A 26072-nucleotide genomic window follows, 5' to 3' on the forward strand; every position below is an offset into this window, starting at 1 on the left:
CCATGGCACGCACACGGCTCACGCCCGAGCGTGAGAGCGAGCTGTACGCCGCCGTGCTCGACCTGCTCCGCGAAGTCGGCTACGACGCCCTCACGATGGACGCCGTCGCCGCCCGTACGCATTCCAGCAAGGCCACCCTCTACCGCCAGTGGGGGAGCAAGCCGGCGCTCGTCGTCACGGCCCTGCGCCACAACAAACCCGGCACCCTCGGCGATGTCGACACCGGCTCGCTGCGCGGTGACTTCCACGCCGTACTCAGCCGCAGTGACGACTGTCAGATGGAGAAGGACGCCGCGCTGATGCGGGGTCTGAGCCATGCCGTCCACAACAACCCCGACCTTCTCCAGGCCCTGCGGGAACTGCTGGTCGAACCGGAGATGACCGGTCTCGACACGCTGCTGCGCCGGGCCGTGGACCGGGGAGAGGTGAGCCCGGACAACCCGGCGCTCAAATACGTACCGCACATGCTGATCGGCGCCTTCGCCACTCGGCAACTGGTCGAGGACCGCCCGGTCGACCAGGCATTCCTTCTCGATTACGTCGACTCCGTGATCCTCCCCGCTCTCGGAGCCTGACCTTCTCGGTCCCCGCGCTTTCCGCACGGCCCCCTCCCCAAGCCCCACCTGACACGCCGCTCTCGTCGTCGGGCTGGTTCCTCACGCCCTTTTCCACTCCACGACCTGACCGGGAGTACGCCTCCGTGGCCACATTCCTCTACAAGCTCGGACGGCTCGCCTTCCGGCGCCGCCGCTATGTCGCCCTGATCTGGGTGGCACTGCTGGCGCTCGCCGGGTTCGGCGCGTCCTCCGCAGCCACCGCGACCTCCAGCTCCTTCTCCATCCCCGGTACGGAGGCCCAGAAGGCTTTCGACCTGCTGGAACAGCGCTTCCCGGCCGCCAGTGCGGACGGCGCCACCGCGCGCATCGTCTTCAAGGCCCCCGAGCACGAGAAGATGACGGACGCGGCCAACAAGGCCGAGGTCAACAAGATCACCCGGGAGCTGAAGGAAGGCTCCGACCAGATCGCCTCCGTCACCGACCCGTACACCGGCAAGGCCGTCTCCAAGAACGGCTCCACCGCGTACATCTCGGTGTCGTACAAGGTCAACTCGATGGAGCTGACCGACGCGACCCGGGACGCGCTGGAGGACGCCGGCACCCACGCCCAGAAGAGCGGGATGACCGTCGAGATCGGCGGTGACGCGCTCCAGGTGATGCCGGAGACCGGTGCCACCGAGGTCATCGGCATCGCGCTGGCCGCCGTGGTCCTCGTCATCACCTTCGGCTCGCTCATCGCGGCCGGGCTCCCGCTGCTCACCGCTCTGATCGGCGTCGGCATCGGGGTCTCCACGATCACCGCCCTGGCCAACGTGCTCGACCTGGGCTCCACCACCTCCACGCTCGCGATGATGATCGGCCTCGCCGTCGGCATCGACTACGCGCTGTTCATCGTCTCCCGCTACCGCGCCGAGCTGGCCGAGGGCCGGGAACGCGAGGAGGCGGCGGGCCGGGCGGTCGGCACGGCCGGGTCCGCGGTCGTCTTCGCCGGGCTCACCGTGGTCATCGCCCTCGTCGGCCTGGCCGTCGTCAACATCCCGATGCTCTCCAAGATGGGCTTCGCCGCGGCCGGCACGGTCGCCATCGCCGTCCTCATCGCCCTCACCCTCGTCCCGGCCCTGCTGGGCTTCGTGGGCAAGCGCGTCGTGGGGCGCAAGGCGCGCAAGGCCGCCGAAGCGGAGAACAAGCCCGAGGCGAAGCCGAACATGGGCACCCGCTGGGCCCGGTTCGTGCTGCGCAAGCCGGTCTGGGTGCTGCTCGTCGGCGTCCTGGGCCTCGGCGCCATCGCCGTACCGGCCGCCTCGCTGGAGATGGGCCTGCCGGACGACGGCTCCCAGCCCACCAGCACCACCCAGCGCCGCGCCTACGACCTGCTCTCCGACGGCTTCGGCCCCGGCTTCAACGGGCCGCTGCTCGTCGTCGTGGACACCGAGGACAGCGCGGACGGCAAGGCCGCGGCCAAGCGGGTCGGCGACGAGATCGCCGGGATCAAGGGCGTCGTCGCCGTCACCCCGGCCACGTTCAACAAGGCCGGCGACGCGGCGATGATCACCGTCGTCCCGAAGGACCGCCCGAGCTCCGTCGAGACGGAGAACGTGGTCCACGCGATCCGCGACGCGGGCAAGGACATCACGTCCGACACCGGCGCCGAGGTGCTGGTCACCGGCTCCACCGCGATGAACATCGACTTCTCGCAGAAGATGAACGACGCGCTGCTGCCCTACCTGGCGCTCGTGGTCGGCCTCGCCTTCCTGCTGCTGATGGTGGTCTTCCGCTCGGTGCTGGTGCCGCTGAAGGCGGCGCTCGGCTTCCTGCTCTCGGTCGTCGCGGCCCTGGGCGCGGTCGTCGCGGTCTTCCAGTGGGGCTGGCTCGGCTCGCTCTTCGGGGTCGAGCAGACCGGTCCGATCATGTCGATGATGCCGATCTTCATGGTGGGCGTGGTCTTCGGCCTCGCGATGGACTACGAGGTCTTCCTCGTCACGCGGATGCGTGAGGCGTACGTCCACGGCGAGAAGCCCGGCCAGGCCATCGTCACCGGCTTCAGGCACGGGGCGCGGGTCGTCACGGCCGCCGCCGTGATCATGATCGCGGTCTTCTCCGGCTTCATCGGCTCCAGCGAGCAGATGATCAAGATGATCGGCTTCTCGCTCGCCATCGCCGTCTTCTTCGACGCGTTCGTCGTCCGCATGGCGATCGTGCCCGCCGTCCTGGCGCTGCTCGGCAAGCGCGCCTGGTGGCTGCCGCGCTGGCTGGACCGCGCGCTGCCCAACGTGGACGTCGAGGGCGAGGGCCTGCGCAAGGACCTGGACGAGCCGTCGTCCGGCGACGTGGGGCCGGAGTCCGGCGGGGAGCGTGAGCTGATCCGCGTGTGAGCCGCGCGGACCGAGACTCCGGGGCTGCGTCCGAGTGGTGCGCGGCCCCGGGAGCCCGGGTTACCTGTGGGGACGGGGGGCCGGGGCGGCGAGAGCCCCCGTGCACGGTGTGCACGGGGGCTCTCTGCGTCGTCCGCTCAGGTGCGCGCGGCGGCGGGGGGAGCGTCGGCCTCCTGATGCGTACGCCGCAGGAAGCGGACCATCGGGGCGCAGTCGAACTGGACGACGTCGACGCCGGCCGAGTCGTGCCGCTCCACGACCACCTGGACCCTGCCGCACGGCCATATCCGCCAGCCGTCCTGCTCGACCGGGTAGCGCAGCCCGCGTTCCAGGAGTTCGCGGTCGACGGCCCACTCCGTGCCGCCCGGGTAGGCGATGCGGACCGTCGCGGGGGAGTCCGCGCCGTCGAACCGCAGCTCGACCGGGACGACGGGCAGGTCGCGGGCGTCGGTGACGAGCCGGGCACGGGCATGGTCATGGATCACGGGGGACATGGGCCGTCTCTCCATCCTGCTTCTGCAACTTTGTTATCTAATGTCCCATATTTTACGTAAAGGGCACTAGGGGAGCCGTATGCAGTTGTGGTGGACGCGCTCTTGCGAATGCTTCGCAACAAGGTCCTATCATTGAGAGGTTCACGACCCCGCGCACCCGGCGCAGCAACGCGAGAACGCAGGAAGCGGAGCCTCCCCCCATGCATGTACCCGACGGATTCATCAACGCACCCGTCTCCGCCGTCGCGGGCGTCGTCGCCGCCGGTGCCGTGGCCGTCAGCCTGAAGGGGGCCCGGCGCGAGCTCGATGAACGTACCGCCCCGCTGGCCGGGCTCGTCGCCGCCTTCATCTTCGCCGTGCAGATGCTGAACTTCCCCGTCGCCGCCGGCACCAGCGGCCATCTGCTCGGCGGGGCGCTCGCGGCGATCCTCGTCGGGCCGTATACGGGCGTGCTCTGCATATCCGTCGTCCTGCTGATGCAGGGCATCCTCTTCGCCGACGGCGGCCTCACCGCGCTCGGCGTCAACGTCCTCGACATGGGCGTCGTCACCACCGTCGTCGCGTACGCCCTCTTCCGCGGCCTGGTCGGCGTGCTGCCGCGCACCCGCCGCTCGATGACCGCCGCCTCCTTCGTCGCCGCGCTGGCCTCCGTACCGGCCGCCGCCTGCGCCTTCACGCTGATGTACTGGATCGGCGGGACCACCGACATCCCGATCGGCAAGGTCTTCACCGCCATGGTCGGCGTGCACGTCCTCATCGGCATCGGCGAGGCCGTGATCACCGCGCTCACCGTCGGCGCCGTCCTCGCCGTCCGCCCCGACCTGGTCCACGGTGCGAAGGGCCTCGCCGCCCCGCTCAAGCTCCGCGTCGACGGCGAACTGGTCGACGCCCCGGCGCCGGTGCGCGAGCCCGCCCCCGCCGCGCACCGTCCGACCCGCGGCCTCTGGGTCACCGGCCTGGTCACCGCCCTCGTGCTCGCCGGGTTCGTCTCCTTCTACGCCTCCGCCAACCCGGACGGCCTGGAGAAGGTCGCCACCGACCAGGGCATCGACAAGGAGGCCAAGGAGCACGCCACCGCGGACTCCCCGCTCGCCGACTACGGCGTCAAGGACGTCTCCAACACCCGGCTCTCCGGCGGCCTCGCCGGGATCATCGGCGTCGGCGCCACCCTCGTCGCGGGCAGCGGAGCCTTCTACGTGGTCTCCCGCCGACGCCGTACGCAGGGCGAGGCCGACACCCGTACCGAGGAGAAGGTCTGACATGGGCGCCGGCCACGCGCACAAGCTCTACCGGCACGGACACTCACCGGTCCACGACCTGCCGCCGCACTGCAAGCTCGCCGCCGTGTTCTGCTTCGTCGTGGTCGTCGTCTCCACCCCGCGCGAGGCCGTCTGGGCCTTCGGGCTCTACGCGCTCCTCATCGCGGGCGTCACCGCGCTCGCCCGCATCCCGGCCGGCTTCCTGCTCAAGCGGCTGCTGATCGAGGTGCCGTTCGTCGCGTTCGCGCTGCTCATGCCGTTCGTCGTGCCCGGCGAGCAGACCCACGTCCTCGGCCTCTCCGTCAGCGTCCCCGGCCTCTGGGGCGCCTGGAACGTGCTGGCCAAGGGCACGCTCGGCGTCGCCGCCTCCGTGCTGCTCGCCTCCACCACCGAGCTGCGCGAACTGCTGCTCGGCCTCCAGCGCCTCAAGCTGCCGCCGCTGCTCGTCCAGATCGCCTCCTTCATGATCCGGTACGGCGACGTCATCACCGACGAGATGCGCCGCATGTCCATCGCCCGCCGCTCCCGCGGCTTCGAGGCGCGCGGCATACGGCACTGGGGCGTCCTCGCCAAGTCGGCCGGGGCCCTGTTCATCCGCTCCTACGAACGCGGCGAACGCGTCCACCTCGCCATGGTCAGCCGGGGCTACGCGGGCACCATGCCCGTCATCGACCAGGTGACCGCATCCCGCACCCAGTGGGCGTACGCCTCCGCCCTCCCGGTGCTCGCCCTCGCCGTGTGTCTGGTGGGATGGACCGCATGAGCCCCGACCCCGCCCCCGTACCGCCCTCCCTGGAGGTCAGCGGCCTCGCCTACGCGTATCCCGACGGCCACCAGGCGCTCTTCGGCGTCGACCTGACCGTCGGACGCGGCGAACGCGTCGCCCTGCTCGGCCCGAACGGCGCCGGCAAGACGACCCTGGTCCTCCACCTCAACGGCATCCTGGAGGCGGGCGCCGGGTCGGTGCGCGTCGCCGGGATGCCGGTCGACAAGCGGAACATGGCCGAGATCCGCCGCCGCGTCGGCATCGTCTTCCAGGACCCCGACGACCAGCTCTTCATGCCCACCGTCCGCGAGGACGTCGCCTTCGGACCCGCCGCCGGGGGACTGCGCGGCGCGGAGCTGGAGGAACGGGTCATGGAGGCGCTGAAGCAGGTCGGCATGGAGGAGTACGCGGGCAGGCCGCCGCACCACCTCTCCTTCGGGCAGCGCCGCCGCGTCGCCGTCGCCACGGTCCTCGCCATGCGCCCGGAGATCCTCGTCCTGGACGAGCCCTCCTCCAACCTGGACCCGGCGTCCCGGCGCGAACTCGCCGACATCCTGCGCTCCCTGGACGTCACCGTCCTGATGGTCACGCACGACCTGCCGTACGCGCTGGAGCTCTGCGCCCGCGCGGTGATCCTCAGCGACGGGGTCATCGCCGCCGACGACCGCACCCAGGACCTCCTGTGCGACGAGCCCCTGATGCGCGCCCACCGGCTGGAACTCCCCTTCGGCTTCGACCCGCGTTCCGTGACGGTGAATTCCGGGTGACCCGCCCCACCCCCCACCTGCGGTGCCGTGCACCATGGGGGGATGAGCGGGAGTGCGGCAGCAGGCGTGGACGTACGGGGTACGGCGGCGCCCGGATTCGAAGCGGTCCGGGACGCGTTCGTCCGTAACTTCGAGCAGCGCGGGGACCGGGGCGCGGCGGTCGCCGTCTACCGGCACGGGCGCAAGGTGGTCGACCTGTGGGCCGGCACCAGAGACGTGGACGGCACCGAACCCTGGGCCGTCGACACCGTCCAGGTCGTCCGCTCGGCCGGCAAGGGCATCGCCGCCGCCGTCCCGCTGCTGCTCCACCAGCGCGGCCAGATCGACCTGCACGCCCCGGTCTCCACGTACTGGCCGGAGTTCAAGGCGAACGGCAAGGAGCGCGTCCTCGTCCGCGACCTCCTCGCCCACCGGGCCGGCGTCCCGGCCCTGGACCGGCCGCTGACCCCGGAGGAGGCCGCGGACGGGGTGAGCGGGGCGCACGCCGTCGCCGCCCAGGCCCCGGCCTGGGAGCCCGGCACCGCGCACGGCTACCACGCGCAGACCTACAGCTGGCTCATCGGCGAACTCGTACGCCGCGTCACCGGGCGCACCGTCGGCCGCTGGGTCGCCGAGGAGATCGCCCGCCCGCTCGGCCTCGACTTCTGGTTCGGCATCCCCGAGGACGAGGCCCACCGGGTCGGCCGGATCGGGCCCGTCGAGCCGCCGGCCGCCGAGAACACCGGGGCGCTGCGGATGCGCCCGAAGCGGTCGGTGGTGGACGCCTACCGCGACCCGGAGTCGCTGACCCGGCGGGCGTTCGGCGCGATCGACCCGCTGCCCGACGAGAACGACCCCGGCTACCGGGCCGCCGAACTCCCCGCGTCCAACGGCACCGCGACCGCGCGCGGCCTGGCCCGCTGCTATGCCGCGATGATCGGCCCGGTCGACGGCCAGCGGCTGTTCGCCCCGGCGACCCTGACGCTCGCGCGCACCGAGGAGTCGGCGGGCCCGGACCAGGTACTCGTCGTCAACACCCGGTTCGGCCTGGGCTACATGCTCCACGGCCCGTCGAGCCCGCTCCTCGCGCCCGGCTCCTTCGGACACCCCGGCCGGGGCGGCTCGCTGGGCTTCGCGGACCCGGAGTCGGGGATCGCCTTCGGGTACGTGACGAACGGGCTCCAGAAGGGAGTTACAGCGGACCCCCGGGCCCAGGCGTTGGTGCGGGCGGTACGGTCGGCGCTATGACTCGCTTCGATGGATACGCCGTCCTCATCACCGGTGCGGGCCGGGGCATCGGCGCCGCCACCGCCCGCCTGCTGGCCGCCGAGGGCGCCCGCGTCCTCGTCACCGATCTGGACGGCGGCCGGGCGGAGGCCGTCGCGGCGGAGATCCGGGCGGACGGGCTCGTGGCCGAGGCGCTGGTCTGCGACGTGGCGGACCGGGCGGCGGTCGAGGCGGCGGTGGCGTACGCCGTGGAGACCTTCGGCGGGCTCGACGTCCTCGTCAACAACGCGTACGCGTGCAGCCTGGACAGCACGCTCTTCGAGGACGAGCCGGACGAGACCTGGCACCGCGACCTCGACGTCTCGCTGGGCGGCGCCTACCGCTGCGCGCGCGCCGCGATGCCGCACCTCGCCGTGTCCGGGCGGGGCGCGATCGTCTCCATCGGCTCCGTCAACGGCATACAGGACTTCGGCAACCACGCCTACAGCGCGGCGAAGGCGGGCCTGGCCAGCCTCACCCGCACCCTCGCCGGCCACGCGGGCCCGCGCGGCGTCCGCGCCAACCTCGTCGTCCCCGGCACGATCCGCACCGACGCCTGGGCGGGCCGCGAGGCCGAACTGGACCGGATCACCCCGCTGTACCCGCTGGGCAGGGTCGGCGAACCGGAGGACATCGCGAAGGCGGTGGCGTTCCTCGCGTCGTCGGACGCGGAGTGGATCACGGGCACGTCGCTGTGCGTGGACGGAGGGCTCACGGCGGTCAACACGGGGTTCCGGGCGGCGGTTTCGGAGTAGCCGGGGCCGCCCGCGAACGCCTGAGGTTCTCCTGTGCAAGTACCGGGTGAGACCGCCGCCCGGCGGTCCGGGACAGGAGACTTCATGGACCCGGACGAGGACCTGCTCGCCCGTTCCGCACGGGAACCCACCGCCTTCGAGCCGCTGGTCGCCCGCCACTCGGCCGCCCTCCACGGCTACCTCGTACGCCGTGCCCCGGCCGCCGCCGACGACCTGCTCTCCGAGGCGTGGCTCCAGGCGTACGCCCACCGCGCGACGTTCGACGCCACGCGCGGCTCCGCCCGGGGCTGGCTGTTCGGCGTCGCCCGCAACGTGCTCTCCCGCCACCGGCAGACCGTGGCGCGCGCCGCGGCCCGCGACGAGCAGCAGCTCGACGCCACGACGGCCGACCCCTGGCAGGCCGTCGACCAGCGGCTGGACGCCGCGTCCGTCGCCCCGGAGCTGCGCCGCAGGCTCGCCGAACTCCCTTCCGCGGAGCGCGAGCTGCTGCTGCTCGTGGCCTGGGAGCAGCTGACCCCCGCCGAGGCGGCCGCCGCCGTCGGCATACCCGCCGGAACAGCCCGTTCCCGCCTGCACCGGGCCCGCGCCCGACTGCGCGACGGACTGACCGGCTCCGCCCGTACGACCCTGACGGGAGACTTCGCATGACGCACGAGAACCACCCCACGGACCTGATGGACTTCCCCGGCGCCGCCGCCCTGGAACGCGCCGGCCGCACCGAACCCCTCGACCCGGCGGTCCAGGCCCGCGCCCACTCGCTGATCCTGGACGCGATCACGGCGGACGCCGCACCCGCCCGGGTGCTCAGGCCCCGGTTCGGACGCCGCCGGGTGTTCGCCCTCGCGGCGGCGGTCGCGGCCATCGCGGTGGGCGCGGCGATCGTTCCGGTCACCGACCTCGGCGGCGACGGCCCGGCGGCCAGCGCGTCGGCGTCGGAGGTATTCACCGCCATGGCCGACATCACCCTCTCCGACGTGGCCAACGGGCAGACGATCACCGGCGCGGTCAACGCGCAGAAGCTGACCGAGGCGTACTGGAAGACGACCATCCGGACCTGGGTCGAGGGCGACAAGGCCCACACCGACGACACCTACCTGGCGCGCGACAAAGTCGTCATCAAGACGCAAAACGGCCGCACGGTCATCAAGGAGAACCCGAACGGGGCCAGTTGGCCCGTCGGCGCCGGACAGGTGGCCTGGGACGACCTGTACACCCTGCCCACCCGCCCCGACGCCCTGCGCCGTGCCCTCGCGGCCGGCGCGAAGGGCTCCGCCGCCGAGCAGACCGTACGGCAGGCAGGCGACCTGCTGACCGACGCCCCCGTTTCGCCGAAGCTGAGGGCGGCGCTCTACCGGGTGCTCGCGGCCACGCCCGGTGCTGTGGTGAAGGAGGGCGTCAAGGACGGCACAGGCCGCACGGGCACGCAGATCTCCTGGAAGTGGAAGGAGAAGTGGCCCGTCCACAGTGACCACAACCCGAACTGGATCGTCCAACCGTCCACCGGCCGCCTCCTCGAACGCAATATGGAGCCCGGAAGCAAGCCCGGCCACATCTCGCAGCGCGACACGTACCTGTTCGCGGGCCCGGCGAAGACCACGGGCTGAGGGACGCGTCAGAACACCCCGGCGCGCCCCACGACGACCCGCACCGGAAACGCGTTACCAGGGGATCTCCCCCTCGTCGCTGAAGAAGCGGCCGGTCGGGCCGTCGTCCTCCACGGTGGCCAGCTGGATCGCGGCGGTCGCGCCCTGCTGCGGGGTGCGCGTCCCGCGGAAGCCGTTGAGGTCGGTCGCGGTGAAGCCGGGGCAGACGGCGTTGATCAGGATGGACGTGTCGGCCAGCTCCTTCGCGTACTGCACGGTCACGGCGTTGAGGAACGTCTTGGACGGCGCGTAGGCGACGGAGATCGGGCCGGTCTCGGCGCCCGGGGTGGTCTGGAGCGTGAGGGAGCCGACGCTGCTGGACACGTTCACGATGCGCGGCGACGGTGAGCGGCGCAGCAGCGGGAGCAGGGCGTTGGTGACGCGGATGACGCCGATCACGTTGGTCTCCACGGCCGCCCGCACCCGGTCCACGTCGACCGTGGTGGGCTCCTGGGGGTGGCCGCCGGTGATCGCCGCGTTGTTGACGAGCGCGTCGAGCCGCCCGGCGCGCTCCTCCACCAGCCGCGCCGCCGCGGCCACGCTCGCGTCGTCGGTCACGTCCAGCGGTACGCCGAACGCGTCCGCCCCCGCCGCGCGCAGCTCGGCCACGGCGGCCTCGCGCCGCTCCTCGTCCCGCGCGCCGACGCCGACGGTCCAGCCGAGCGCGCCGAGCCCGGCGGCGATCTCGTACCCGATGCCCTTGTTGGCCCCGGTCACCAGCGCGACCTTGGGGTGGTTCAAAGTCTTCGTCTCAGTCATGTCTCCGATGTTTCTCCTCACCGGACGGGGCGTCCAAGACCGACCGGGTGGGCGGCGATACCGTCCGGGTATCGCTCCAGGTGAGGCCCGTTAAGCTGGTGGTGTGGAGACACGTGAACTGCGGTACTTCGTCGCGGTCGCCGAGGAGCTGCACTTCGGCCGGGCCGCGCAACGGCTCGGGATCGCCCAGCCCCCGCTGTCGCGGGCGATCGGCGGCCTTGAGCGGCGGCTGGGCGCGCTCCTCCTGGAGCGTGGCAGCCGGGGCGTCACTCTGACCGGGGCCGGGGCTGTGCTGCTGCGGGAGGCGCGGGCGGCGCTGGACGCGGTCGAGGCCGCCGAGCGCCGTACCCGCCGGGCCGCCCTCACCGCGGCCGGTCACCCCGCGGTGATCCTCGCCGCGAAGGCGGGCGCCTCCGGCGAACTGCTGGCCAAGCTCCTCGACGCCTACGCCGCCGAGCCCGGTGCCGTCGCCGTGGACGTCCTGCTGTGCGGGCCGGGCGAGCAGGCGGGCGTGCTGCGCGACGGCCGGGCCGACGTGGCCCTGCTGCACCGGCCGTTCGACGACCTGGCCGGCTTCGACACCGAGGACCTGCACACGGAGGGCCAGGTCGCGGTCCTCCCGGCGGCCCACCCCCTCGCCACCCGCCCCCGCCTGAGCCTCGCCGAGGTCACCGCCCTCCCCGACCTCCCCCTCCCGCGCTGGCCCCGCCCCGACGGCACCTTCCCGGACGGCCCCGGCCCCAAGGTCCGCGACCACACCCAGCTCACCCAGCTCATCGCCCTGGGCCGTGCCTGCGCGATCGTCCCGGACTCCATCCGCCCCAGCCTCCACGAGGGCCTGGTCGCCGTTCCCGTCCTCGACAGCCCTCGCGTCACGACGGTCATCGCCTGGCCCCCACACAGCCGCTCAACAGCGGTCGCGGGCTTGGTCCGCGCGGCCACGGCGCTGTGACGGGGCCCGTACCTGGAACGCCGAGCGCCCCTTGGGGGCCTCCTGCTCTCGAAGTCGGGTGTGACCTTGTGCCAAGATCGCGGGATGCTGCGACTCACCGATTTCATCATCGACTGCCCGGACACGATGAAGCTGGCGGCCTTCTACTCCGAGGTCACGGGCCGTCCGGTGAAGGAAGGCAGCTCCGAGGACTGGGCCGGCATCCAGTTCGGCGAGATCGAGCTGGCGTTCATCCGGGTGGCCGACTACCGCGCTCCGCAGTGGCCCGACAGCGAGCACCCCAAGCAGTTCCACCTCGACTTCGAAGTGGACGAGTTCGAGTCGGAGCAGCGCCGCGTCCTCGACCTCGGCGCGAAGCTCAGGCAGGACTTCATCGGCCCCAACGGCTACGGCTGGCAGGTCTACACCGACCCGATCGGCCACCCCTTCTGCCTGTGCCGCAACAAGGGCGTCACCTGGACCGACCAGGGCCCGGTCTGGCCCGAGCGCGGCTAGCCTGTCGCGCCCCAGCAGTAGCGGTTGGCGCGGCTTCTCCCTCCCCGGGCCGCCCCCCAACGCCGCCCGGCCCCCCGGGGACAGTCCCAGGGGGGCCGGTCGCGGCGTTGCCGTTCCCTCAAACGGGGACGCCGAGGTGGGGTTCCCGCTGCTGGGCCGTCGGGCGCGGGGCGAACACGCGGGTCACCGCGAAGGAGCCCGGGCCCGTGACGGTCAGGAGCAGGAGCGTCCAGCAGAAGAGGGCAGCGGGTTCGCCGCCGTTCTCCATGGGGAGCAGGGCCGCCGGCTGGTGGACGTCGAAGTACGCGAAGGCCATGGAGCCGGAGCCCAGGAAGGCGGCCGTGCGTGTGCCGAGGCCGAGGGTCACCAGGAGGCCGGTGACGAGCTGGATGACGGCCGCGTACCAGCCGGGCCAGGTGCCCGCCGGGAGGGTGTCGCGGCCCAGCACGCCGAAGAGCGAGGCGATGCCGTGGCAGGTGAACAGCGACCCGATGACGATGCGGAACAGGCCGAGCACGTAGGGCCGGGCGCGGTCCAGGTGGGTGATCATCATGAGTGCCGTCCTCCGGTCAGCTGTAGATGCCGAACTCGTAGAGCGAGTAGCCGTAGCCCGAGCCGCGTGCCGTGCCGTTGACGCGGACGTAGCGGCCGGTGCCGGAGACGTCGAGGTCGTCGATGTCGCCGTTGCCGTCGGTCACGGTCTTGACCGTCGTCCAGTTCTGGCCGTCCTCCGACGTCTGGATCTCGTAGCCCTTGGCGTACGCCGGGTCCCACGCCAGCTGCACGTGCTTGATGGCCGTGGAGGCGCCCAGGTCGACCTGGAGCCACTGCGGGTCGCTCCAGTCACTGGCCCAGCGGGTGTCGAACGTGCCGTCCACCGCGTTGTCCGCGCCGCACGGGCAGCCGCCGGTCGGGTCCGTCTGGAAGGAGGATGCCGTGGCCGGCTTGCCCTGGGAGACGTTGGTGCCGTCCACCTTCGGCGGGATCACCTTGAGGGACTTGGTCTCGATGCCCACGTTGCCGTGGCCGTCCGTGGCCTTCACGTAGACCTTGTAGACGCCCGTCTTGCTCGGCGCCTTCGCGGTCAGCGTGCCGTCGCCGTTGTCCGTGGTCTCGGCGGGGACCAGTGCCTTGTTCTCATCGATGTAGTTGCTGCTGAAGAGGACCTGGTACGTGATCGCGTCGCCGTCCGGGTCCGTGGTGTGCGTGCTGACGCGCACGTCGGAGCCGGTGGGGACACCCTCGGTGGCGTTGTCCACAGTCATGTCGGAGATCACCGGCGGGGTGTTGTCACCGGAGGTGTCCGCGCCGTACGCCTTCTTCACCGCGTAGTACGAGAGCCGCTTCTCGCCGCCCGGCAGCAGGTTGAACCACACGCCGCCGAAGTCGTCCTCGGTGCCGTAGTGGAACATCGTGGCGCCCAGGGCCACCCCGGTGTGACCGGTGATGCAGTCCCACGCCTTGGTGTAACCCTCGGCCTTCGCCGCGTCGGTGGGCTCCTCCGGGACGCCGTTGGCGTCGTCGTCCACCTCCCACTCACCGGCCGGGCCGGTCTCCGTAACGATGTACGGCTTGTCGTAACCGCCCTGCTCCCAGTCCGACTTGACGTTGCAGACCGCGTCGTAGGAGTTGACCGCGTAGAGGTCCAGGTCCGGGGCGTTCTTCTTGTAGTACGGCCAGGCGCCGGTCCAGGCGTCCGTGGAGGTGACCGGGTGGTTCGGGTCGACCTCGTGGATCTTCTTCGCGATGTCGTTGACGAAGGAGGTGTACGCGTTGCGCTGGGCCTCCAGCTCATCGCCGCCGTAGCAGTTCTGAAGCCCGAGCGTGGACTCGTTGCCCACGTTCCACATCAGCACGCCGGGGTTGTCCTTGTAGGTGTCGACCCACTTCGGGAACTCGGCGAGCATGTCGTTCTTGTACTGGGTGTCCGTGAGGTAGTTGACGCAGCCGCCGGCGCCGGGTCCGCCGCCGGGCTGGAGCCAGAAGCCGGCGATCACCTTGACGCCGTTGGCCGCCGCCGTGTCGAACAGCGGCTTGCTGGTGGCGTCCGTGCCCCAGGTGCGGATCGTGTTGACGCCCATCGACGCCACGTCGGGCATGTACTTCCCGGCGTCCGCGACCGAGGGGCCCCAGGTGAGGCCCTTGACCGTATACGGCGAACCGTCCACGGTCAGCTGCCAGTCGCCCTGTGAACCGGTGACCTTCACGACGTTCCCGGCCGCCTGGGCCGCCGGTGCCTGGAGGGCGAGGAGCCCGCCGCCGAGGAGGGCGGCCGCCGCTACGGGCGCGATCAGGCGGCGGGTCGTACGGGTGGGGGGATGGTGCATGTGTCTCTCTCCTTGCGGGTGGGGGGAGTTGGGGGGATGGGGAGGGGTCCGCGCGCGTGCGGTCCGGGGCCTCCGCGATCTTGGAGAGCGCTCTCCGGTGTGGGCCGAAAAAAGGCCCCGGACCTGTGGGGGGTGCGCGCGGTGCCGGCTACGGCAGTTCGTAGTTCCCGTCGAGCACCGCACCCTTGTCGGGGTGGTTCTCGTCGTAGCCGTGCGGGTCGCACTGGAGGCCGCCCTTGACGCAGTGGGTGACCATGGCGTCGAGCGTGGCGGTGTCCCAGCCGTTCATGAAGTCGTAGTGGAACGAGAAGCCCGCCCCACTCGCCAGCTTCACCTGCGACATGTCACCGTTGACCGGCCACGCCATCTTGAACTCGATCATCGGCAGCGCGACCGGGTGGTCCGCCGGGCAGGAGTTGTAGTTGGCTCCGCCCGCGACCGGATACGCCATGTGGCTCTTGTGGTCCGGCGTGTCCAGGTGGATGCCGTCCCAGCAACTCGGCGCCTGAAGGCGCAGGTTGAGCTGCACGTCCCGGCGGTCGGGGCAGCTGGCCGGGAAGTTGTAGTTCTTGAAGGACTCGCCGCACTCCCAGCCCTCGACGGTGCCCTTCAGGTTCTTGAACTCCTCCTCGCTCTGCATCGGGCTGCCGACCACGTACCGCAGGCCCTTGGGGAAGGGGCGCACGCTGCGGTAGTCGGTGACGCCCGACTTGTAGTAGATGGTCTGGACGCCGTCCGGGAGGACCTTGGTGTCCCCCTTGAACAGACTCGGCATCCAGTAGCCCGACTTGTCACCGGGCGCCAGGCACGTGGTGTCGCCCGACTCCAGCGAGGCGGCGGTGGTGTACGCGTCCGTCGTGGTGTTGCCCATGAACGTGTGGTCGTGGGACTTGCCGGGCTGGCCCGGATAGACGATCGGGTCGTCCGGCGCGGTGTGCGTGGGGGCGCACTTGGCCTGGAACTCGTGGAAGTACGCCGTCGGCGGGACGTCCGTCGAGGGGGTGACCCCGGTGACCGGCGGGTCGGCCATGATGTAGCCGTCCCCGTCCGGGTCGTCGCCGGACGCCTGGGTGGACGCCGGCATGCCGGGCATCCCCGGCATCGAGTAGGCCGCGTGCTCGGTGTGCGCGGCCGCGGCGCTCGTCTCGGGTGCCGCGTTCGCCGTCGCGGCGATCCCGGCGATCCCGGCCGTGGTCAGGCTCAGCGAGGTGAACAAGAGCAGTCCGGTGAGCGTTCTGGACCTCCGTGGCATGGAGACCTCCTGCTGCGTCGTGGGGGAGCGTGGGGTGAGGGAGGGCGCCCGGCCGGGGAGGGACGGAAGCACTGCGGTCGTTCTTGGAGAGCGCTCTCCCGCTGTGGAGTGTTCCGCTCCTGACAAGAGCGTGTCAATACTTCGTTAACGACCCGCTGGGTGCGGTGCCCGTCGGGCGGCGGGTGGGCGGACGGTGGTGGGGCGCCCTGGGGCGGCCGGCCGGCGGGCGGAGGGGCTGCGGGCTGCGGGGTGGCGTATTTGCGTCAGAATCTGACCCGAGGGGGTCGAGATCAGGCCATTCAGGTGTCTGTCGCCGGGCTCTCCCGCACGAATTATCCAGGTCAGGCGTACGTCGTAACTGGCGCCGTGTTCGGCGGCGGGCTAGTTTCGGCCAGAATTTCCCGCGTGCGAATTTCTTGGCCAATGCAAAGGGGGCGGCTATTGTGTCACCGAATTGCTGTGGCGTGAGGGGGGCTACCCGTTTCGCGTCGATGGAAATAATTCCCGATGGGAGATGTGGTGGCGAAGTTCAAGCGTATGGTGCGGGTGGCCAGTGCGTTTTCTGTGGCCATTGGTGTGGGTCTGGCTCTGGCCTCGCCGGCTGCGGCCTCGGCGGATCCGACGACAAGTTGCGGAAATATGACAAGTAACGGGCACTGTATGGTCCTCTACTACAACAGTGAAATGAAGGGGTCGAGCGTCTCGTATTCCGGAGGTCAGCGCAGTGACTTCGCCGGAGACAAGTTCCTCACGTCGGGGGCAGGCAAGGGTTCCGCGGTCAAGAACAATGCGGCATCTGCCAAGTTTCTGACGACGGTGGGGTACTGGGGCACGATCTACTACAACAGTTATGGCGTGGGACCGTGCGATGCTTTCGCACCGAACCACTCTACGAGCAGGCTGAAGAACACGTACAACGAGAATGCTTCGTACTACCCCGGAAGCGTGAAGCCGTCCGGCTGCTACGCCTTCTGACCAGCCGCAGCGCTGTACAGACGGTGGCGCCTTCGACGGGCGAGAGTGGTTGGGGCATGGTGTTCCGCGCCAATTCTCAGCCCCCTGCTGGGCGGGCGGGCCGAATAGACTCCCGAAATGCTACGGCGTGAGGGGGCGGCCGTTTCGTGTCGACGAAGAATGCTTTTCGATGGGAGATATGGTGACGAAGATCAGGCGTATTGTCCGGGTGGCCGGTGCGTTTTCTGTGGCCATGGGTGTGGGTCTGGCCCTGGCCTCGCCGGCTGCGGCCTCGGCGTATCCGGTGGCAAAGTGTGGAGATATCCAGGGCTACGGAGCCTGCATGGTTCTCTACTACAACAGCGGAATGAAGGGGTCGAGCGTCTCGTATGCCGGAGGTCAGGTCAACGACTTCGCCGGGGACAAGTTCCTGACGTCGGGGGCGGGCAAGGGGACGGCTGTGAAGAACAACGCGGCTTCTGCCAAGTTCCTGTCGACGCAAGGGGACTGGGGCATTATCTACTACAACAGTAACGGTGAGGGGCCGTGTGACTCCTTCGCGGCGAATCACTCGACCAGTAAGCTGAAGAACACGTACAACGAGAACGCTTCGTACTATCCGAGCAGCTGGAAGCCGTCCGGCTGCTACGCCTTCTGAGCAGTCGCGGCGTCGCGTAAGCAGCCGGGGCCCCCGGTGCCGTACCGGGGGCCCTTCTGGTGTGGGGGATCGGGGATGGTAGTGCTCGGTAAGTCTGTTGCGGTAAAACGGTTGGTGTTTCTGACGGCACTGCCGGGCGTCCTTCTGACGGTTTCGTGCAGTGCGGGTCACCAGCAGGTGAGCGCGCGGGGCGAGGTGGCCGCATCGGAGTCCCATGCGCCTGTGCCGACCGCGGACGGGGGTGTTTCGTTTCACTTGCCCCTCTCTCGCTACAGCTTCTCGGCCGAGGAGAGCGCACTGATCTCGCAGGCGGAGCGCATAGTGACCGAACAGTGCATGGCCCGGTTTCATCTGGGATACGAGAGCGCCGGGACCGATTCCTCCGGGCGCGGCCCCGACCGGCGTTACGGGATCACGAGTGCCACGGAGGCGAAAGAGTCCGGATACCACATGCCCCGCCCGCCGGTCCGGGACAGTCCGCGCCTGTCCGAACGCGAAATCCTGGTTCTGATGGGGAGTCTGCACCCTGAACAGGGTTCCCCGCGCAAGGAAAGCGTGGAGGTGAGTGGAAAACGGGTGCCGGTTCCGTCCGGCGGGTGCACCGGCGAGGCCAGTCGATCGGTGCTGGGTACTTCGCAGCAGTCCGACGCCGCGGCGGCCGCGCAAGAGATCTCCCTTTTGAGTTTCAAGGAATCCCGGACTGACGCCAAGGTGGTGTCCGCCTTCAAGCGCTGGTCGGTGTGCATGCGGAAGGAAGGCTTCGATTACGCGTCTCCGCTGGATCCGGCCGAAGATTTCACGGAGGGGGAATCTGCCTCCGTCACGGAGAAGCGCGCGGCGCTGACCGATGTGGAGTGCAAGGAAAAGGTCGGTCTCGTGGCGGTGTGGGAGGGAGTGGAATCCGCGATTCAGGAGGGCAAGATGAAGAAACACGCGACGGAACTCGCCGATCTTGAACGCGCTCATGCTGCGCAGATGAAAACGGTCCACGCCATCATCGCGAAGAATTCAGGCCACTGAGGCGTGTCCGGCCCTCATTCCGTCACGGGGATGCCGAGCGCCCCCAGGAACGCCGTCGCGGCTGGTGTGCGGCCGGACCGGCTCCAGGCGATGTGCTGGACGCGGACCGGGGCGTCGGAGACCTCGATCGCGACGATGCCGGGGAGTTGGGCGGCGTACGCGGGTGGCAGCATCGCCACCGCCAGGCCGGGGGTGACGAGGCTCGCGATGTAGTCCGCGGTGGTGACCTCGAAGGCGACGTCGCGGGTGAGTCCGGCGGCGGCGAACGCCTGGTCGGTCTGGGCGCGTCCGGCCGTGCCCGCCGGGAAGTCCGCGAACACCTCCGAGGCGAGTCTCCGCAGGTCCACGGAGGGCGCCCCGGCCAGCGGATGGTCCGGGGCGACCACGGCGACGAGCCGGTCGCGGGCCAGTTCGTGGCGGCCGACGCCCCGGGGCACGGCGGTCGCGGGCAGCCCGAGGAAGGCCACGTCGAGGGTGCCTTCGCGGACCTGCTCGACCAGATCGTCGCTGGCGCCCACGCGCAGGCTGACGCGGACCTGGGGGTGGCGCCGGCGGAAGTCGCCCAGGGCGGCCGGGATGTCGACGGCGGTGACCGTCGGGATCAGGCCCACCGCGAGCCGGCCGCGCACCTCGCCGACGGCCGCCGCGACCTCGGCGGCGGCGCGCTCGGCGGCCTCCAGGCACTGGCGGGCGGCCGGGAGGAACGCCTCGCCGGCCGGGGCCAGCCGCACCCGGCGGGTGGTCCGCTCGAAGAGCCGCCCGCCCAACTCCCTTTCCAGGCGTGCGATCTGGTGGCTCAGGGCCGACTGCACGACGAGACACCGCTCGGCGGCCCGGGTGAAGCTGTTGGTCTCGGCCACGGCGATCACGTAACGCATCTGCTGGAGCTCCATGGGTGCATCGTCCATCCATCGCGGATCGAGATCAATGCGGTGACGGACATGTGTTGGACTCATCAATGGGCCCGGGCCGACACTTCGAGGCATGACAAGCCGACCCACGGCACTGCCCCGTACCGCCCTGACCGCGCTCGCCCCGGCGGTGTGGGGCACGACCTACCTCGTCACCACGGAGTTCCTGCCCGCCGGACACCCGCTGTTCGCCGGGCTCCTGCGCGCCCTGCCCGCCGGGCTCATCGCCCTCGCCGTCACCCGTACGCTGCCGCGCGGCGCCTGGTGGGGGAAGGCGGCGGTGCTCGGGGCGCTCAACATCGGGCTCTTCCTGCCGCTGCTGTTCATCGCGGCGGAGCGGCTGCCGGGCGGCGTCGCCGCCACACTGGGCGCCGCGCAGCCGCTCGTCGTCGCCGTCCTCGCGGTGGCCGTCCTCCGCCAACCCCTGGGCGCACGGCCTCTGGTGTGGGGCGTTACGGGGGTGCTCGGCGTCGGCCTGGTGGTCGTCGGGCCCGGGGCGGAGCTGGACGCGGCCGGGGTGGCCGCGGGCCTCGCCGGGGCCGCGACGATGGGGCTCGGCGTGACGCTCACCAAGCGGTGGGGGCGGCCCGAGGGCGTCGGGCCGCTCGCCTTCACCGGCTGGCAGCTCACCGCCGGGGGCCTCTTCCTGGCGCCGGTGGCCTTCCTCACCGAGGGCGCCCCGCCCGCGATCGACGGCCGCGCCGCGCTCGGCTACCTCTGGCTGGGCCTGGTCGGCGGGCTGCTGACGTACGCCCTGTGGTTCCGGGGCATCGGCGCACTGCCGGTGACCTCGGTCGCCGTCCTCGGCCTGCTCTCGCCGCTCGTCGCGGCCGGCCTGGGCGCGCTCGTCCTCGGCCAGACGCTCGGCCCGCTCCAGCTGACGGGCTTCGCGCTCGCCCTCGCCTCGATCGTCGGGGGCCAGCTTCCCGGGCGCGCCGCCCGTACCTCAACTCCCGTACTGGAAAGGACCCCTCGATGAGGATCGCCGTCATCGGAGCCGCAGGCATGGCCGGCTCCCGCGTCGTCACCGAAGCAGCGCACCGGGGCCACGCGCTCCTCGCGGTGTACCGCTCCACCCGGCCGGACGCCCTGCCGCCCGGGGTCACCCCGGTGACCGGCGACGCGGACGACGCCGACGCCATGTGCGCCCTGTTCGACGGGGCCGACGCGGTGGTGGCCGCGACCCGCCCGCCCGTGGGGCGCGAGCACACGATCGCGGCGACGACGGCCGCTCTGCTCGACGCGGCGGAGAAGACCGGGACGCGCATCCTGGTGATCGGCGGCGCGGGCCCGCTGGAGGTTCCCGGGCACCCCGGCCGACGGGTGGTGGACGACCCCGTGTACGTACCGCCGCAATGGCGCACGGTCGCCGCCGCCAGCTCCGCCCAACTCGCCGCCTGCCGGGCGCACGGGGCCGACTGGACCTACCTCAGCCCACCCGCCGTCCTCGAACCGGGCCCCCGCACGGGCACGTACCGCCGGGGCACGACGACCCTGCTCACCGCGGACGACGGCACGTCCCGCATCGCGGCCGAGGACCTGGCGGTGGCGGTCCTGGACGAGCTGGAACGGCCGCACGGGGGACGGCACTTCACGGTGGGCTACTGAGAGGTGCCGGGTGTGGGTCAGGCCCGCCTTCCCGCCCTCATGGGCCGTCCGGGGCCGGGGCGGCCGAGGCCGGGAAGGCGGGCCGCAGGCCCTCGCCGGTGCGGGCGGGTCGCATGCGGCCCGGGAGGGGGGGCGGGGTTCACCCCGCGGCTTCACTTGCTCCAGGTCTGGTAGCCATTGCGGAAGCTCGCGATGCTGCATGTGTGGAGGCGCAGGCCGTGGCCGGAGCTGTAGTCGATCTTCCAGGACCATATCTGGTGGTGGTTATTGGCGCTCTTGCCGCTGCACGTGTGCACCCGGAGCCCATAGGTAGCGCTGTCGTCCAGGCACGTTGAGTACAGATACTGGACGAAGTTCTTGCGTCCGGTGTGAAGACGCTGCCGCCTGATTCGTCGACCTCGGTTCCTCCCGGCGTGTTGTACGGAACCGCGTCGGGGGCGGGCAGCGCGGGGTCGACCGTCACGACGGGATACGGCCCCCCTCGTCCGGGACGGCAGCCGATGCCGCGGGCGTGACGGCGAATGCCCCGATCAGTCCGACGACGGTGGCGGCCAGGGCAAAGGTCTTCGGCGTGGGCGGGATCTCCTGAGTCGTGGTGTGTCCTGTCGTACGTCTTCGCTTCATGTCACATCCCCCGTTGGTACGAAGCGGTGATCATCCTGGCGTACTCGGGCGCCCGGGGACAGGGCTCATCCCACCTGGCCCTGCCGAGGGCCCCGGGCCCGCCGGCGTCAGGACGTGAGCACGGAGGGGTTTCCCTCGCTCCAGACGTTGGTGATCCTGCGGTGTGTGAAACGCCAGCCGTCCGGGGTCCGGCGCAGGCGGTCGTCGTATCTGCCCCCGCAGAGGAACGTGGCGCCGTCGGACAGTCCGTGGCGTACGTGCTGGGCCTGGTAGTAGCACGTGTGCTCGGCCTCTTCGGCGTGCAGCGCGGTGACGTGGTTGCCGTTCAGGTGCTGGGTGGCGTCGATCCGTTCCAGGCCGGCGCTGATCCTGGCCACGATCGCGGCGGGCCCGCGGTGCCGTTCTCCCGAACCGCTGTACTCCCAGCAGGCGTCGTCCGTGAACAGCGCGCCCAGTGCCGCCCAGTCCCTGGTGTCCAGAGCTGTCGCGTACGCGGTGGCGACCGCCACGATCGCAGCGCGGTCGGTGAGTTCCTGGAGCATCGAGCCGCCTTCCGTTCGGTGTGCGATCTGATACGGAGTACATGATGGGCAGGCAGCCGAACCGGCGGAAGAAGGCACTTTCATGTCCCGCAGTCACATCGATGTGTCCGTCCTGGCAGACGAGGCGTGCCCGGTCTCGGAGGTCCTCGATCACGTCTCCGGGAAGTGGAGCATCGGCATCCTGGTAGCCGCTGCGCGGGGTCCGGTCCGGTTCACGGAGCTGGAACGTGCGATCAGCGGGATCAGCAGGCGCATGCTCACGCTCGCGTTGCGCAAGCTGGAGCGGGACGGCCTGCTCGTACGCACCGTTCATCCGGTCGTTCCGCCCAAGGTCGAGTACCGGCTGACGGACATGGCCCAGGAGCTCCACGCGTCGTTGCTGCAACTCACCGACTGGGCCAGGCGGCATGGCGGCGCGGTCGCCGCCGCCCAGGCCGCCTACGACCGCGAACACGCCGGCTGACGAGGCAGGAGGCCGTCACGGCCCCGCCCGCAGCACCTCCGCGACGACCGGGCCCGCCGCGTCGCCGCCGTGGCCGCCGGACTGGACCAGGGCGGCGGCCGCCAGGTCGTTGCTGAAGCCGGTGAACCAGCTGTCGGAGGTGGCGTGGCCGTCGATCTCCGCCGAGCCGGTCTTGGCGCCCTTGGTGCCGCGCACGTTCGCCATGGCCTGGGTGGCGGTGCCCTCGGGGGCGGTCGCGGTGTAGCGCAGCATCGCCTTGAGCTGGGTGGAGACGCCGGGCGGCAGCGGGGTCGCGGTGGCGAAGGTCCGGTTGTCCAGGGACTGCGGCACGATGAACGGCTGCCGGAAGCGGCCGTTGACGGCGGTGGCGGTGACCGACGCCATGTTGAGCGGGTTCATCTGGACCTTGCCCTGGCCGATGAACGAGGCGGCGGTCTCGGCGTCCTGGGACTCGGGAACGCTCCCGTCCGTGGTCTCGATCCCGGTCTTCCAGTTGTTGCCGCCGAGCCCGAAGTACTGACCGGCCTCGGTGTGGAGGGCGGAGTCCCGCTTCGTCTCCCCCAAGGGGTCGATGGGCTTGATGAACGCCGTGTTGCACGACCTGGCGAAGGCCCGCTTCAGCGTGGGGTTGTCCGTCATCTCGAAGTTGTTCAGGTTGTGGAAGGGCACTCCCTTCCAGGTCACCCGGGGCGGACACTCGACGGCCCCCTCGGCGCTGCCCAGGCCGTTCTGGATGATCATCGCGGCGGTGATGATCTTCATCGTCGAGCCGGGGGCGACCTTCCCCCGCCGTGCCGCGTCGAAGCCGTCGGCCCGGTTGTTCGCGATGGCCCGGATCGCCCCCGTCGACGGCTCGACGGCCGCGACCGACGCCTCCGCGAACTTCTTCACGCCCCGCTCGGCCGCCGCCTGGATCTTCGCGTCGATCGTCGTCTGCAGCTTGCCCGACTTGCCCTTGACCAGGGTCAGCAGCGTCTTGTCCGCGCCGTCGGCGTTCGCGCTGTTGATCCAGGTCTCGATGCCCGTCGTGCCGCCGGCCTTCTCGCCGTACTTCTTGCGCAGCTCGTCCAGGATGCCGGCGAGCGACGGGTACTTCTCCTTGGTGAGCACCTGCCCGTTGCGGTCGACCGCCTCGATCGACGCGGTGGAGGACTCGCCGGTCTCCAGCGACTCGCCCTTGGCGAGGTCCGGGTGGATGACGGAGGGCTCCCAGTCGACCAGGGCGCGCCCGGTGGTCAGCCCGCGTACGACGGTCAGCTTCGAGGCGTAAGACCAGGACTTCGTCGCGCCCTTGTACGAGACCGTCGCCTTCACGGTGTACGGGACGGTCGAGCCCGTCGCCTTGCCCGGGGTGATCACGGCCTTGGCGACGTGGGCCGTGTCGCTGTAGCCGGTCAGCGCGGGCTCCGCCTCGGCCTTGTTGTTGGTGAGCGCCGCCGCGACCGTCGCGTCGCCCTCCGCCCACGCGGCCAGGAACTTCTTCGAGGTGTCGGCGATCTCCTCCCCGGTGACCGGGCCCGACCTCACCTCGGAGGAGTCGGCGGCCGTGCTCGTACCGCCGCCGACACCGCTGTCCCCGAGACCGTCCAGGATGTTGTACGCCCCGTACCCCACCCCGCCCAGCACGAGCGCGAACACCCCGCCGACTATGCCTACCTTCGCTCCACTGCGCATTCCCGCTGTCCCCATCCCCCGGAGCCTGCTTCTTGAACACGTTCAAGAAGGCTGTACGGGGCACCTTACGGGACCGTGGCGACGGGAGTACCTGTTGTTATCGGAATGCGACGCGGACATGGCATGAATGGAGGCGGACTCGGCATGAATGGTGGGATGGGCCGCTCAGATCCAGGTGTCCAGCCACATCCGGTCCCGCCACGCGTCCTCCGGGATCGGTGTTCCGGTGAACAGGGGCCAGAAGTAGATGAAGTTCCAGATGATCAGCAGCACCAGCACCCCGGCCGCCACCGCCCCCAGCGTCCGCCGCCGCTCCCCGGCAGGGTCGGTCTTCGCGAGCCCGAGTTCGTACCGCGTCCCCGTCTCCGCCGCGGGCCCCAGCATCGCGCCGATCATCATCGACACCGCCAGGCACAGGAACGGCACGAACACGACCGCGTAGAACAGGAAGATCGTGCGCTCCTGGTACAGGAACCACGGCACCCATCCCGCGGCCACCCCGCAGGCGATCGCGCCCGCCCGCCAGTCGCGGCGGAAGATCCAGCGCCACAGCACGTACACCAGGGCGAAGCAGGCCGCCCACCACAGCAGCGGTGTCCCGAGCGCCAGCACCTCGCGGGAGCACTTCCCGGTCACCGACTCGGCGCAGCCGTTCTGCTCCTCGTAGAAGTACGAGACGGGCCGGCCCAGCACGATCCAGCTCCACGGGTTGGACTGGTACGTGTGCCCGGACGTGAGGTGCACATGGAAGTCGTACACCTGGTGCTCGTAGTGCCACAGGCTGCGCACCCAGTCCGGCAGCCAGGTCCAGTTGCCGCCCTTGCCGTCCGTCGTGGCCCAGTCCCGGAAGTACCCGTGCCGGTCCGGCGAGTTCCGGACGATCCAGCCCGTCCAGGACGCGAGGTACGTGGCCAGCGCGACCGGGACCACCGAGACGAACGCCGGTAGCACGTCCCGCAGCAGCACCGCGAGGTACGGGCGCACGGCCCCGGCGGTGCGGCGCGCGCCCGCGTCCCACAACACCGTCATCAGGCCGAACGCGACCATGATGTACAGGCCGTTCCACTTCGTGGCGGCGGCGAGCCCCAGCGAGACACCGGCGGCGATCCGCCAGGGCCGCCACCCGAGGCGCAGGTGCTCCGCGACCCACGCGTCCGGGCGCAGCACACCGTCCTCGTCCACCGGCAGCGCCGCCGCGAGCCGGGCCCTCGCCCAGTCGCGGTCGATGAGCAGGCAGCCGAACGCGGCCAGCACGAAGAACATCAGCACCAGGTCGAGCAGCGCGGTGCGGCTCATCACGAAGTGCAGGCCGTCCACCGTGAGCAGCGCGCCCGCCAGGCAGCCGAGGAACGTCGAGCGGAACAGCCGGCGGCCGATCCGGCACAGCATCAGCACCGACAGCGTGCCGAGCACGGCGACCATGAACCGCCAGCCGAACGGCGTGAACCCGAACATCTGCTCGCCGAGGCCGATGATCCACTTGCCCACGGGCGGGTGCACCACATAGCCGGGGTCGGTCGGCACCGGCACCTGCGAGGGGTCGTTCAGGATCAGCTTGTCGACGTCCTTGGGCCACGCGCCCTCGTACCCCTGGTTGATCAGCGCCCAGGAGTCCTTCGCGTAATACGTCTCGTCGAATATCACCGCGTGCGGGCTGCCCAGCTTCCAGAAGCGCAGCACCCCCGCGACCGCCGCGACCAGCAGCGGACCGCCCCACGCCGACCAGCGCACCAGCCGTTCCGCGAGCAGCGGCGGCACGCCGAGCACCGCCCACAGCTGGTTCCCGGGCCGGGTGTACGGCGGGATCAGCCGCTCCCGCAGCCCGGTCCCGGGGCGCGGGGCATGGCCGAAGCGGCGCAGCCGCCGCTGCCAGGAGGTCGGCTCCGGGCCGTGCTGTTCCCCGGCGTCTTGGCCCTGCCGGGCTTCGGGCGCAGTACTCGTCACCGCGCCATCGTAGGGAACGCGTCTGTGGGAG

The 26072-nt window shown here is 70.9% G+C and carries 28 protein-coding genes; 17 read left to right on the forward strand and 11 right to left on the reverse strand.

Annotation, left to right across the window (positions count from 1 at the left end; translation table 11 throughout):
• Positions 1 to 2 precede the first annotated feature (2 nt).
• Both OG867_RS19210 and OG867_RS19215 read left to right on the forward strand, forming a co-directional pair.
• On the forward strand, positions 3 to 575 hold the full coding sequence (locus OG867_RS19210) for a TetR/AcrR family transcriptional regulator (protein WP_406286937.1): 573 nt from the start codon (positions 3 to 5) through the stop codon (positions 573 to 575).
• Positions 576 to 700: 125 nt separating this feature from the next.
• Complete coding sequence (locus OG867_RS19215) at positions 701 to 2929, forward strand: MMPL family transporter (RefSeq protein WP_406286940.1); 2229 nt, start codon at positions 701 to 703, stop codon at positions 2927 to 2929.
• A 137-nt stretch (positions 2930 to 3066) separates the two neighbouring features.
• Here the strand turns inward: OG867_RS19215 and OG867_RS19220 are convergent, their stop codons facing one another.
• Entirely contained in the window at positions 3067 to 3423 is a 357-nt protein-coding gene (locus OG867_RS19220; protein ID WP_328900601.1) for an SsgA family sporulation/cell division regulator, read from the reverse strand.
• A 200-nt stretch (positions 3424 to 3623) separates the two neighbouring features.
• Between OG867_RS19220 and OG867_RS19225 the strand changes: the two genes are divergently transcribed.
• From OG867_RS19225 to OG867_RS19255, 7 genes are all read left to right on the forward strand, one after another.
• Complete coding sequence (locus OG867_RS19225) at positions 3624 to 4682, forward strand: energy-coupling factor ABC transporter permease (protein ID WP_406286942.1); 1059 nt, start codon at positions 3624 to 3626, stop codon at positions 4680 to 4682.
• Position 4683: 1 nt separating this feature from the next.
• Positions 4684 to 5445: a cobalt ECF transporter T component CbiQ gene (gene cbiQ / locus OG867_RS19230; RefSeq protein ID WP_328900599.1), complete on the forward strand. Its 762-nt coding sequence runs from the start codon at positions 4684 to 4686 to the stop codon at positions 5443 to 5445.
• Complete coding sequence (locus OG867_RS19235; protein ID WP_328900598.1) at positions 5442 to 6215, forward strand: ABC transporter ATP-binding protein; 774 nt, start codon at positions 5442 to 5444, stop codon at positions 6213 to 6215. The genes cbiQ and OG867_RS19235 overlap by 4 nt, the downstream gene beginning before the upstream one ends.
• Before the next feature lie 66 nt (positions 6216 to 6281).
• Positions 6282 to 7442: a serine hydrolase domain-containing protein gene (locus OG867_RS19240; protein ID WP_406291054.1), complete on the forward strand. Its 1161-nt coding sequence runs from the start codon at positions 6282 to 6284 to the stop codon at positions 7440 to 7442.
• Positions 7439 to 8215 (forward strand): SDR family NAD(P)-dependent oxidoreductase, encoded by a 777-nt coding sequence (locus OG867_RS19245; protein WP_406286946.1) that lies wholly within the window; start codon positions 7439 to 7441, stop codon positions 8213 to 8215. Before OG867_RS19240 ends, OG867_RS19245 begins: the two co-directional genes overlap by 4 nt.
• A gap of 84 nt (positions 8216 to 8299) precedes the next feature.
• Positions 8300 to 8863 carry an RNA polymerase sigma factor gene (locus OG867_RS19250; protein ID WP_406286949.1) on the forward strand — a complete coding sequence of 188 codons (564 nt, stop codon included), beginning with the start codon at positions 8300 to 8302 and terminating at the stop codon, positions 8861 to 8863.
• Positions 8860 to 9819: a CU044_5270 family protein gene (locus OG867_RS19255; RefSeq protein WP_406286951.1), complete on the forward strand. Its 960-nt coding sequence runs from the start codon at positions 8860 to 8862 to the stop codon at positions 9817 to 9819. The genes OG867_RS19250 and OG867_RS19255 overlap by 4 nt, the downstream gene beginning before the upstream one ends.
• A gap of 54 nt (positions 9820 to 9873) precedes the next feature.
• On the opposite strand, the gene OG867_RS19260 is transcribed toward OG867_RS19255, so the two are convergent.
• The gene (locus OG867_RS19260) at positions 9874 to 10617 is read right to left on the reverse strand and encodes an SDR family oxidoreductase (protein ID WP_328900594.1); all 744 of its coding nucleotides are present in this window, start codon (positions 10615 to 10617) and stop codon (positions 9874 to 9876) included.
• Between the two features lie 103 nt (positions 10618 to 10720).
• Here OG867_RS19260 and OG867_RS19265 point away from each other — a divergent pair, with 103 nt between their 5' ends.
• Complete coding sequence (locus OG867_RS19265; protein ID WP_406286954.1) at positions 10721 to 11569, forward strand: LysR family transcriptional regulator; 849 nt, start codon at positions 10721 to 10723, stop codon at positions 11567 to 11569.
• A gap of 84 nt (positions 11570 to 11653) precedes the next feature.
• Positions 11654 to 12064, forward strand: a complete 411-nt coding sequence (locus OG867_RS19270) for a VOC family protein (RefSeq protein ID WP_406286956.1) — start codon at positions 11654 to 11656, stop codon at positions 12062 to 12064.
• A 118-nt stretch (positions 12065 to 12182) separates the two neighbouring features.
• Here the strand turns inward: OG867_RS19270 and OG867_RS19275 are convergent, their stop codons facing one another.
• The 3 genes from OG867_RS19275 to OG867_RS19285 all read right to left on the reverse strand — a co-directional run bounded on the left by OG867_RS19275 (position 12183) and on the right by OG867_RS19285 (position 15643).
• A complete protein-coding gene (locus OG867_RS19275) occupies positions 12183 to 12614 on the reverse strand; it encodes a DoxX family protein (RefSeq protein WP_406291056.1) in 432 nt (143 codons plus the stop codon).
• A 19-nt stretch (positions 12615 to 12633) separates the two neighbouring features.
• Positions 12634 to 14391, reverse strand: coding sequence for a discoidin domain-containing protein (locus OG867_RS19280; RefSeq protein WP_406286959.1), 1758 nt, complete (start codon positions 14389 to 14391; stop codon positions 12634 to 12636).
• Between the two features lie 148 nt (positions 14392 to 14539).
• Entirely contained in the window at positions 14540 to 15643 is a 1104-nt protein-coding gene (locus tag OG867_RS19285) for a DUF1996 domain-containing protein (protein ID WP_406286961.1), read from the reverse strand.
• A gap of 519 nt (positions 15644 to 16162) precedes the next feature.
• Between OG867_RS19285 and OG867_RS19290 the strand changes: the two genes are divergently transcribed.
• The 3 genes from OG867_RS19290 to OG867_RS19300 all read left to right on the forward strand — a co-directional run bounded on the left by OG867_RS19290 (position 16163) and on the right by OG867_RS19300 (position 18275).
• Positions 16163 to 16618, forward strand: a complete 456-nt coding sequence (locus tag OG867_RS19290) for a hypothetical protein (RefSeq protein ID WP_406286964.1) — start codon at positions 16163 to 16165, stop codon at positions 16616 to 16618.
• A gap of 178 nt (positions 16619 to 16796) precedes the next feature.
• Positions 16797 to 17255 carry a hypothetical protein gene (locus OG867_RS19295; protein ID WP_406286966.1) on the forward strand — a complete coding sequence of 153 codons (459 nt, stop codon included), beginning with the start codon at positions 16797 to 16799 and terminating at the stop codon, positions 17253 to 17255.
• A gap of 75 nt (positions 17256 to 17330) precedes the next feature.
• Positions 17331 to 18275 carry a hypothetical protein gene (locus OG867_RS19300; protein WP_406286969.1) on the forward strand — a complete coding sequence of 315 codons (945 nt, stop codon included), beginning with the start codon at positions 17331 to 17333 and terminating at the stop codon, positions 18273 to 18275.
• Positions 18276 to 18289: 14 nt separating this feature from the next.
• Here the strand turns inward: OG867_RS19300 and OG867_RS19305 are convergent, their stop codons facing one another.
• A complete protein-coding gene (locus OG867_RS19305) occupies positions 18290 to 19168 on the reverse strand; it encodes a LysR family transcriptional regulator (RefSeq protein WP_406286971.1) in 879 nt (292 codons plus the stop codon).
• Positions 19169 to 19259: 91 nt separating this feature from the next.
• Between OG867_RS19305 and OG867_RS19310 the strand changes: the two genes are divergently transcribed.
• Positions 19260 to 20165, forward strand: a complete 906-nt coding sequence (locus OG867_RS19310) for an EamA family transporter (protein WP_328900585.1) — start codon at positions 19260 to 19262, stop codon at positions 20163 to 20165.
• Positions 20162 to 20794, forward strand: a complete 633-nt coding sequence (locus tag OG867_RS19315) for an NAD(P)-dependent oxidoreductase (protein WP_406286974.1) — start codon at positions 20162 to 20164, stop codon at positions 20792 to 20794. The genes OG867_RS19310 and OG867_RS19315 overlap by 4 nt, the downstream gene beginning before the upstream one ends.
• A gap of 152 nt (positions 20795 to 20946) precedes the next feature.
• On the opposite strand, the gene OG867_RS19320 is transcribed toward OG867_RS19315, so the two are convergent.
• The 3 genes from OG867_RS19320 to OG867_RS19330 form a co-directional block, all read right to left on the reverse strand.
• The gene (locus OG867_RS19320; protein ID WP_406286977.1) at positions 20947 to 21090 is read right to left on the reverse strand and encodes a hypothetical protein; all 144 of its coding nucleotides are present in this window, start codon (positions 21088 to 21090) and stop codon (positions 20947 to 20949) included.
• 163 nt (positions 21091 to 21253) lie between these two features.
• On the reverse strand, positions 21254 to 21418 hold the full coding sequence (locus OG867_RS19325; RefSeq protein WP_406286980.1) for a hypothetical protein: 165 nt from the start codon (positions 21416 to 21418) through the stop codon (positions 21254 to 21256).
• Positions 21419 to 21525: 107 nt separating this feature from the next.
• On the reverse strand, positions 21526 to 21960 hold the full coding sequence (locus OG867_RS19330; protein WP_406286982.1) for a nuclear transport factor 2 family protein: 435 nt from the start codon (positions 21958 to 21960) through the stop codon (positions 21526 to 21528).
• A gap of 82 nt (positions 21961 to 22042) precedes the next feature.
• On the opposite strand from OG867_RS19330, the gene OG867_RS19335 reads away from it, so the two are divergent.
• On the forward strand, positions 22043 to 22423 hold the full coding sequence (locus tag OG867_RS19335) for a winged helix-turn-helix transcriptional regulator (RefSeq protein ID WP_406286985.1): 381 nt from the start codon (positions 22043 to 22045) through the stop codon (positions 22421 to 22423).
• A 15-nt stretch (positions 22424 to 22438) separates the two neighbouring features.
• Here OG867_RS19335 and OG867_RS19340 read toward each other — a convergent pair whose 3' ends face one another.
• The gene (locus tag OG867_RS19340) at positions 22439 to 24097 is read right to left on the reverse strand and encodes a penicillin-binding transpeptidase domain-containing protein (protein ID WP_406291058.1); all 1659 of its coding nucleotides are present in this window, start codon (positions 24095 to 24097) and stop codon (positions 22439 to 22441) included.
• A gap of 165 nt (positions 24098 to 24262) precedes the next feature.
• The gene (locus OG867_RS19345; RefSeq protein ID WP_328900581.1) at positions 24263 to 26041 is read right to left on the reverse strand and encodes a phospholipid carrier-dependent glycosyltransferase; all 1779 of its coding nucleotides are present in this window, start codon (positions 26039 to 26041) and stop codon (positions 24263 to 24265) included.
• Between the last annotated feature and the right edge of the window lie 31 nt (positions 26042 to 26072).

The sequence above is a fragment of the Streptomyces sp. NBC_00209 genome (assembly GCF_045206345.1).
Classification (GTDB): Bacteria; Actinomycetota; Actinomycetes; order Streptomycetales; family Streptomycetaceae; genus Streptomyces.

Excerpts from the sequence above, each read along its gene's own strand:
- OG867_RS19210 (WP_406286937.1), top strand. The coding sequence starts at position 3 with ATGGCACGCACACGGCTCACGCCCGAGCGTGAGAGCGAGCTGTACGCC.
- OG867_RS19220 (WP_328900601.1), bottom strand. The coding sequence starts at position 3,423 with ATGTCCCCCGTGATCCATGACCATGCCCGTGCCCGGCTCGTCACCGAC.
- OG867_RS19225 (WP_406286942.1), top strand. The coding sequence starts at position 3,624 with ATGCATGTACCCGACGGATTCATCAACGCACCCGTCTCCGCCGTCGCG.
- cbiQ (WP_328900599.1), top strand. The coding sequence starts at position 4,684 with ATGGGCGCCGGCCACGCGCACAAGCTCTACCGGCACGGACACTCACCG.
- OG867_RS19235 (WP_328900598.1), top strand. The coding sequence starts at position 5,442 with ATGAGCCCCGACCCCGCCCCCGTACCGCCCTCCCTGGAGGTCAGCGGC.
- OG867_RS19245 (WP_406286946.1), top strand. The coding sequence starts at position 7,439 with ATGACTCGCTTCGATGGATACGCCGTCCTCATCACCGGTGCGGGCCGG.
- OG867_RS19250 (WP_406286949.1), top strand. The coding sequence starts at position 8,300 with ATGGACCCGGACGAGGACCTGCTCGCCCGTTCCGCACGGGAACCCACC.
- OG867_RS19255 (WP_406286951.1), top strand. The coding sequence starts at position 8,860 with ATGACGCACGAGAACCACCCCACGGACCTGATGGACTTCCCCGGCGCC.
- OG867_RS19260 (WP_328900594.1), bottom strand. The coding sequence starts at position 10,617 with ATGACTGAGACGAAGACTTTGAACCACCCCAAGGTCGCGCTGGTGACC.
- OG867_RS19270 (WP_406286956.1), top strand. The coding sequence starts at position 11,654 with ATGCTGCGACTCACCGATTTCATCATCGACTGCCCGGACACGATGAAG.
- OG867_RS19275 (WP_406291056.1), bottom strand. The coding sequence starts at position 12,614 with ATGATCACCCACCTGGACCGCGCCCGGCCCTACGTGCTCGGCCTGTTC.
- OG867_RS19280 (WP_406286959.1), bottom strand. The coding sequence starts at position 14,391 with ATGCACCATCCCCCCACCCGTACGACCCGCCGCCTGATCGCGCCCGTA.
- OG867_RS19285 (WP_406286961.1), bottom strand. The coding sequence starts at position 15,643 with ATGCCACGGAGGTCCAGAACGCTCACCGGACTGCTCTTGTTCACCTCG.
- OG867_RS19295 (WP_406286966.1), top strand. The coding sequence starts at position 16,797 with ATGGTGACGAAGATCAGGCGTATTGTCCGGGTGGCCGGTGCGTTTTCT.
- OG867_RS19300 (WP_406286969.1), top strand. The coding sequence starts at position 17,331 with ATGGTAGTGCTCGGTAAGTCTGTTGCGGTAAAACGGTTGGTGTTTCTG.
- OG867_RS19305 (WP_406286971.1), bottom strand. The coding sequence starts at position 19,168 with ATGGAGCTCCAGCAGATGCGTTACGTGATCGCCGTGGCCGAGACCAAC.
- OG867_RS19310 (WP_328900585.1), top strand. The coding sequence starts at position 19,260 with ATGACAAGCCGACCCACGGCACTGCCCCGTACCGCCCTGACCGCGCTC.
- OG867_RS19315 (WP_406286974.1), top strand. The coding sequence starts at position 20,162 with ATGAGGATCGCCGTCATCGGAGCCGCAGGCATGGCCGGCTCCCGCGTC.
- OG867_RS19325 (WP_406286980.1), bottom strand. The coding sequence starts at position 21,418 with ATGAAGCGAAGACGTACGACAGGACACACCACGACTCAGGAGATCCCG.
- OG867_RS19330 (WP_406286982.1), bottom strand. The coding sequence starts at position 21,960 with ATGCTCCAGGAACTCACCGACCGCGCTGCGATCGTGGCGGTCGCCACC.
- OG867_RS19335 (WP_406286985.1), top strand. The coding sequence starts at position 22,043 with ATGTCCCGCAGTCACATCGATGTGTCCGTCCTGGCAGACGAGGCGTGC.
- OG867_RS19340 (WP_406291058.1), bottom strand. The coding sequence starts at position 24,097 with ATGCGCAGTGGAGCGAAGGTAGGCATAGTCGGCGGGGTGTTCGCGCTC.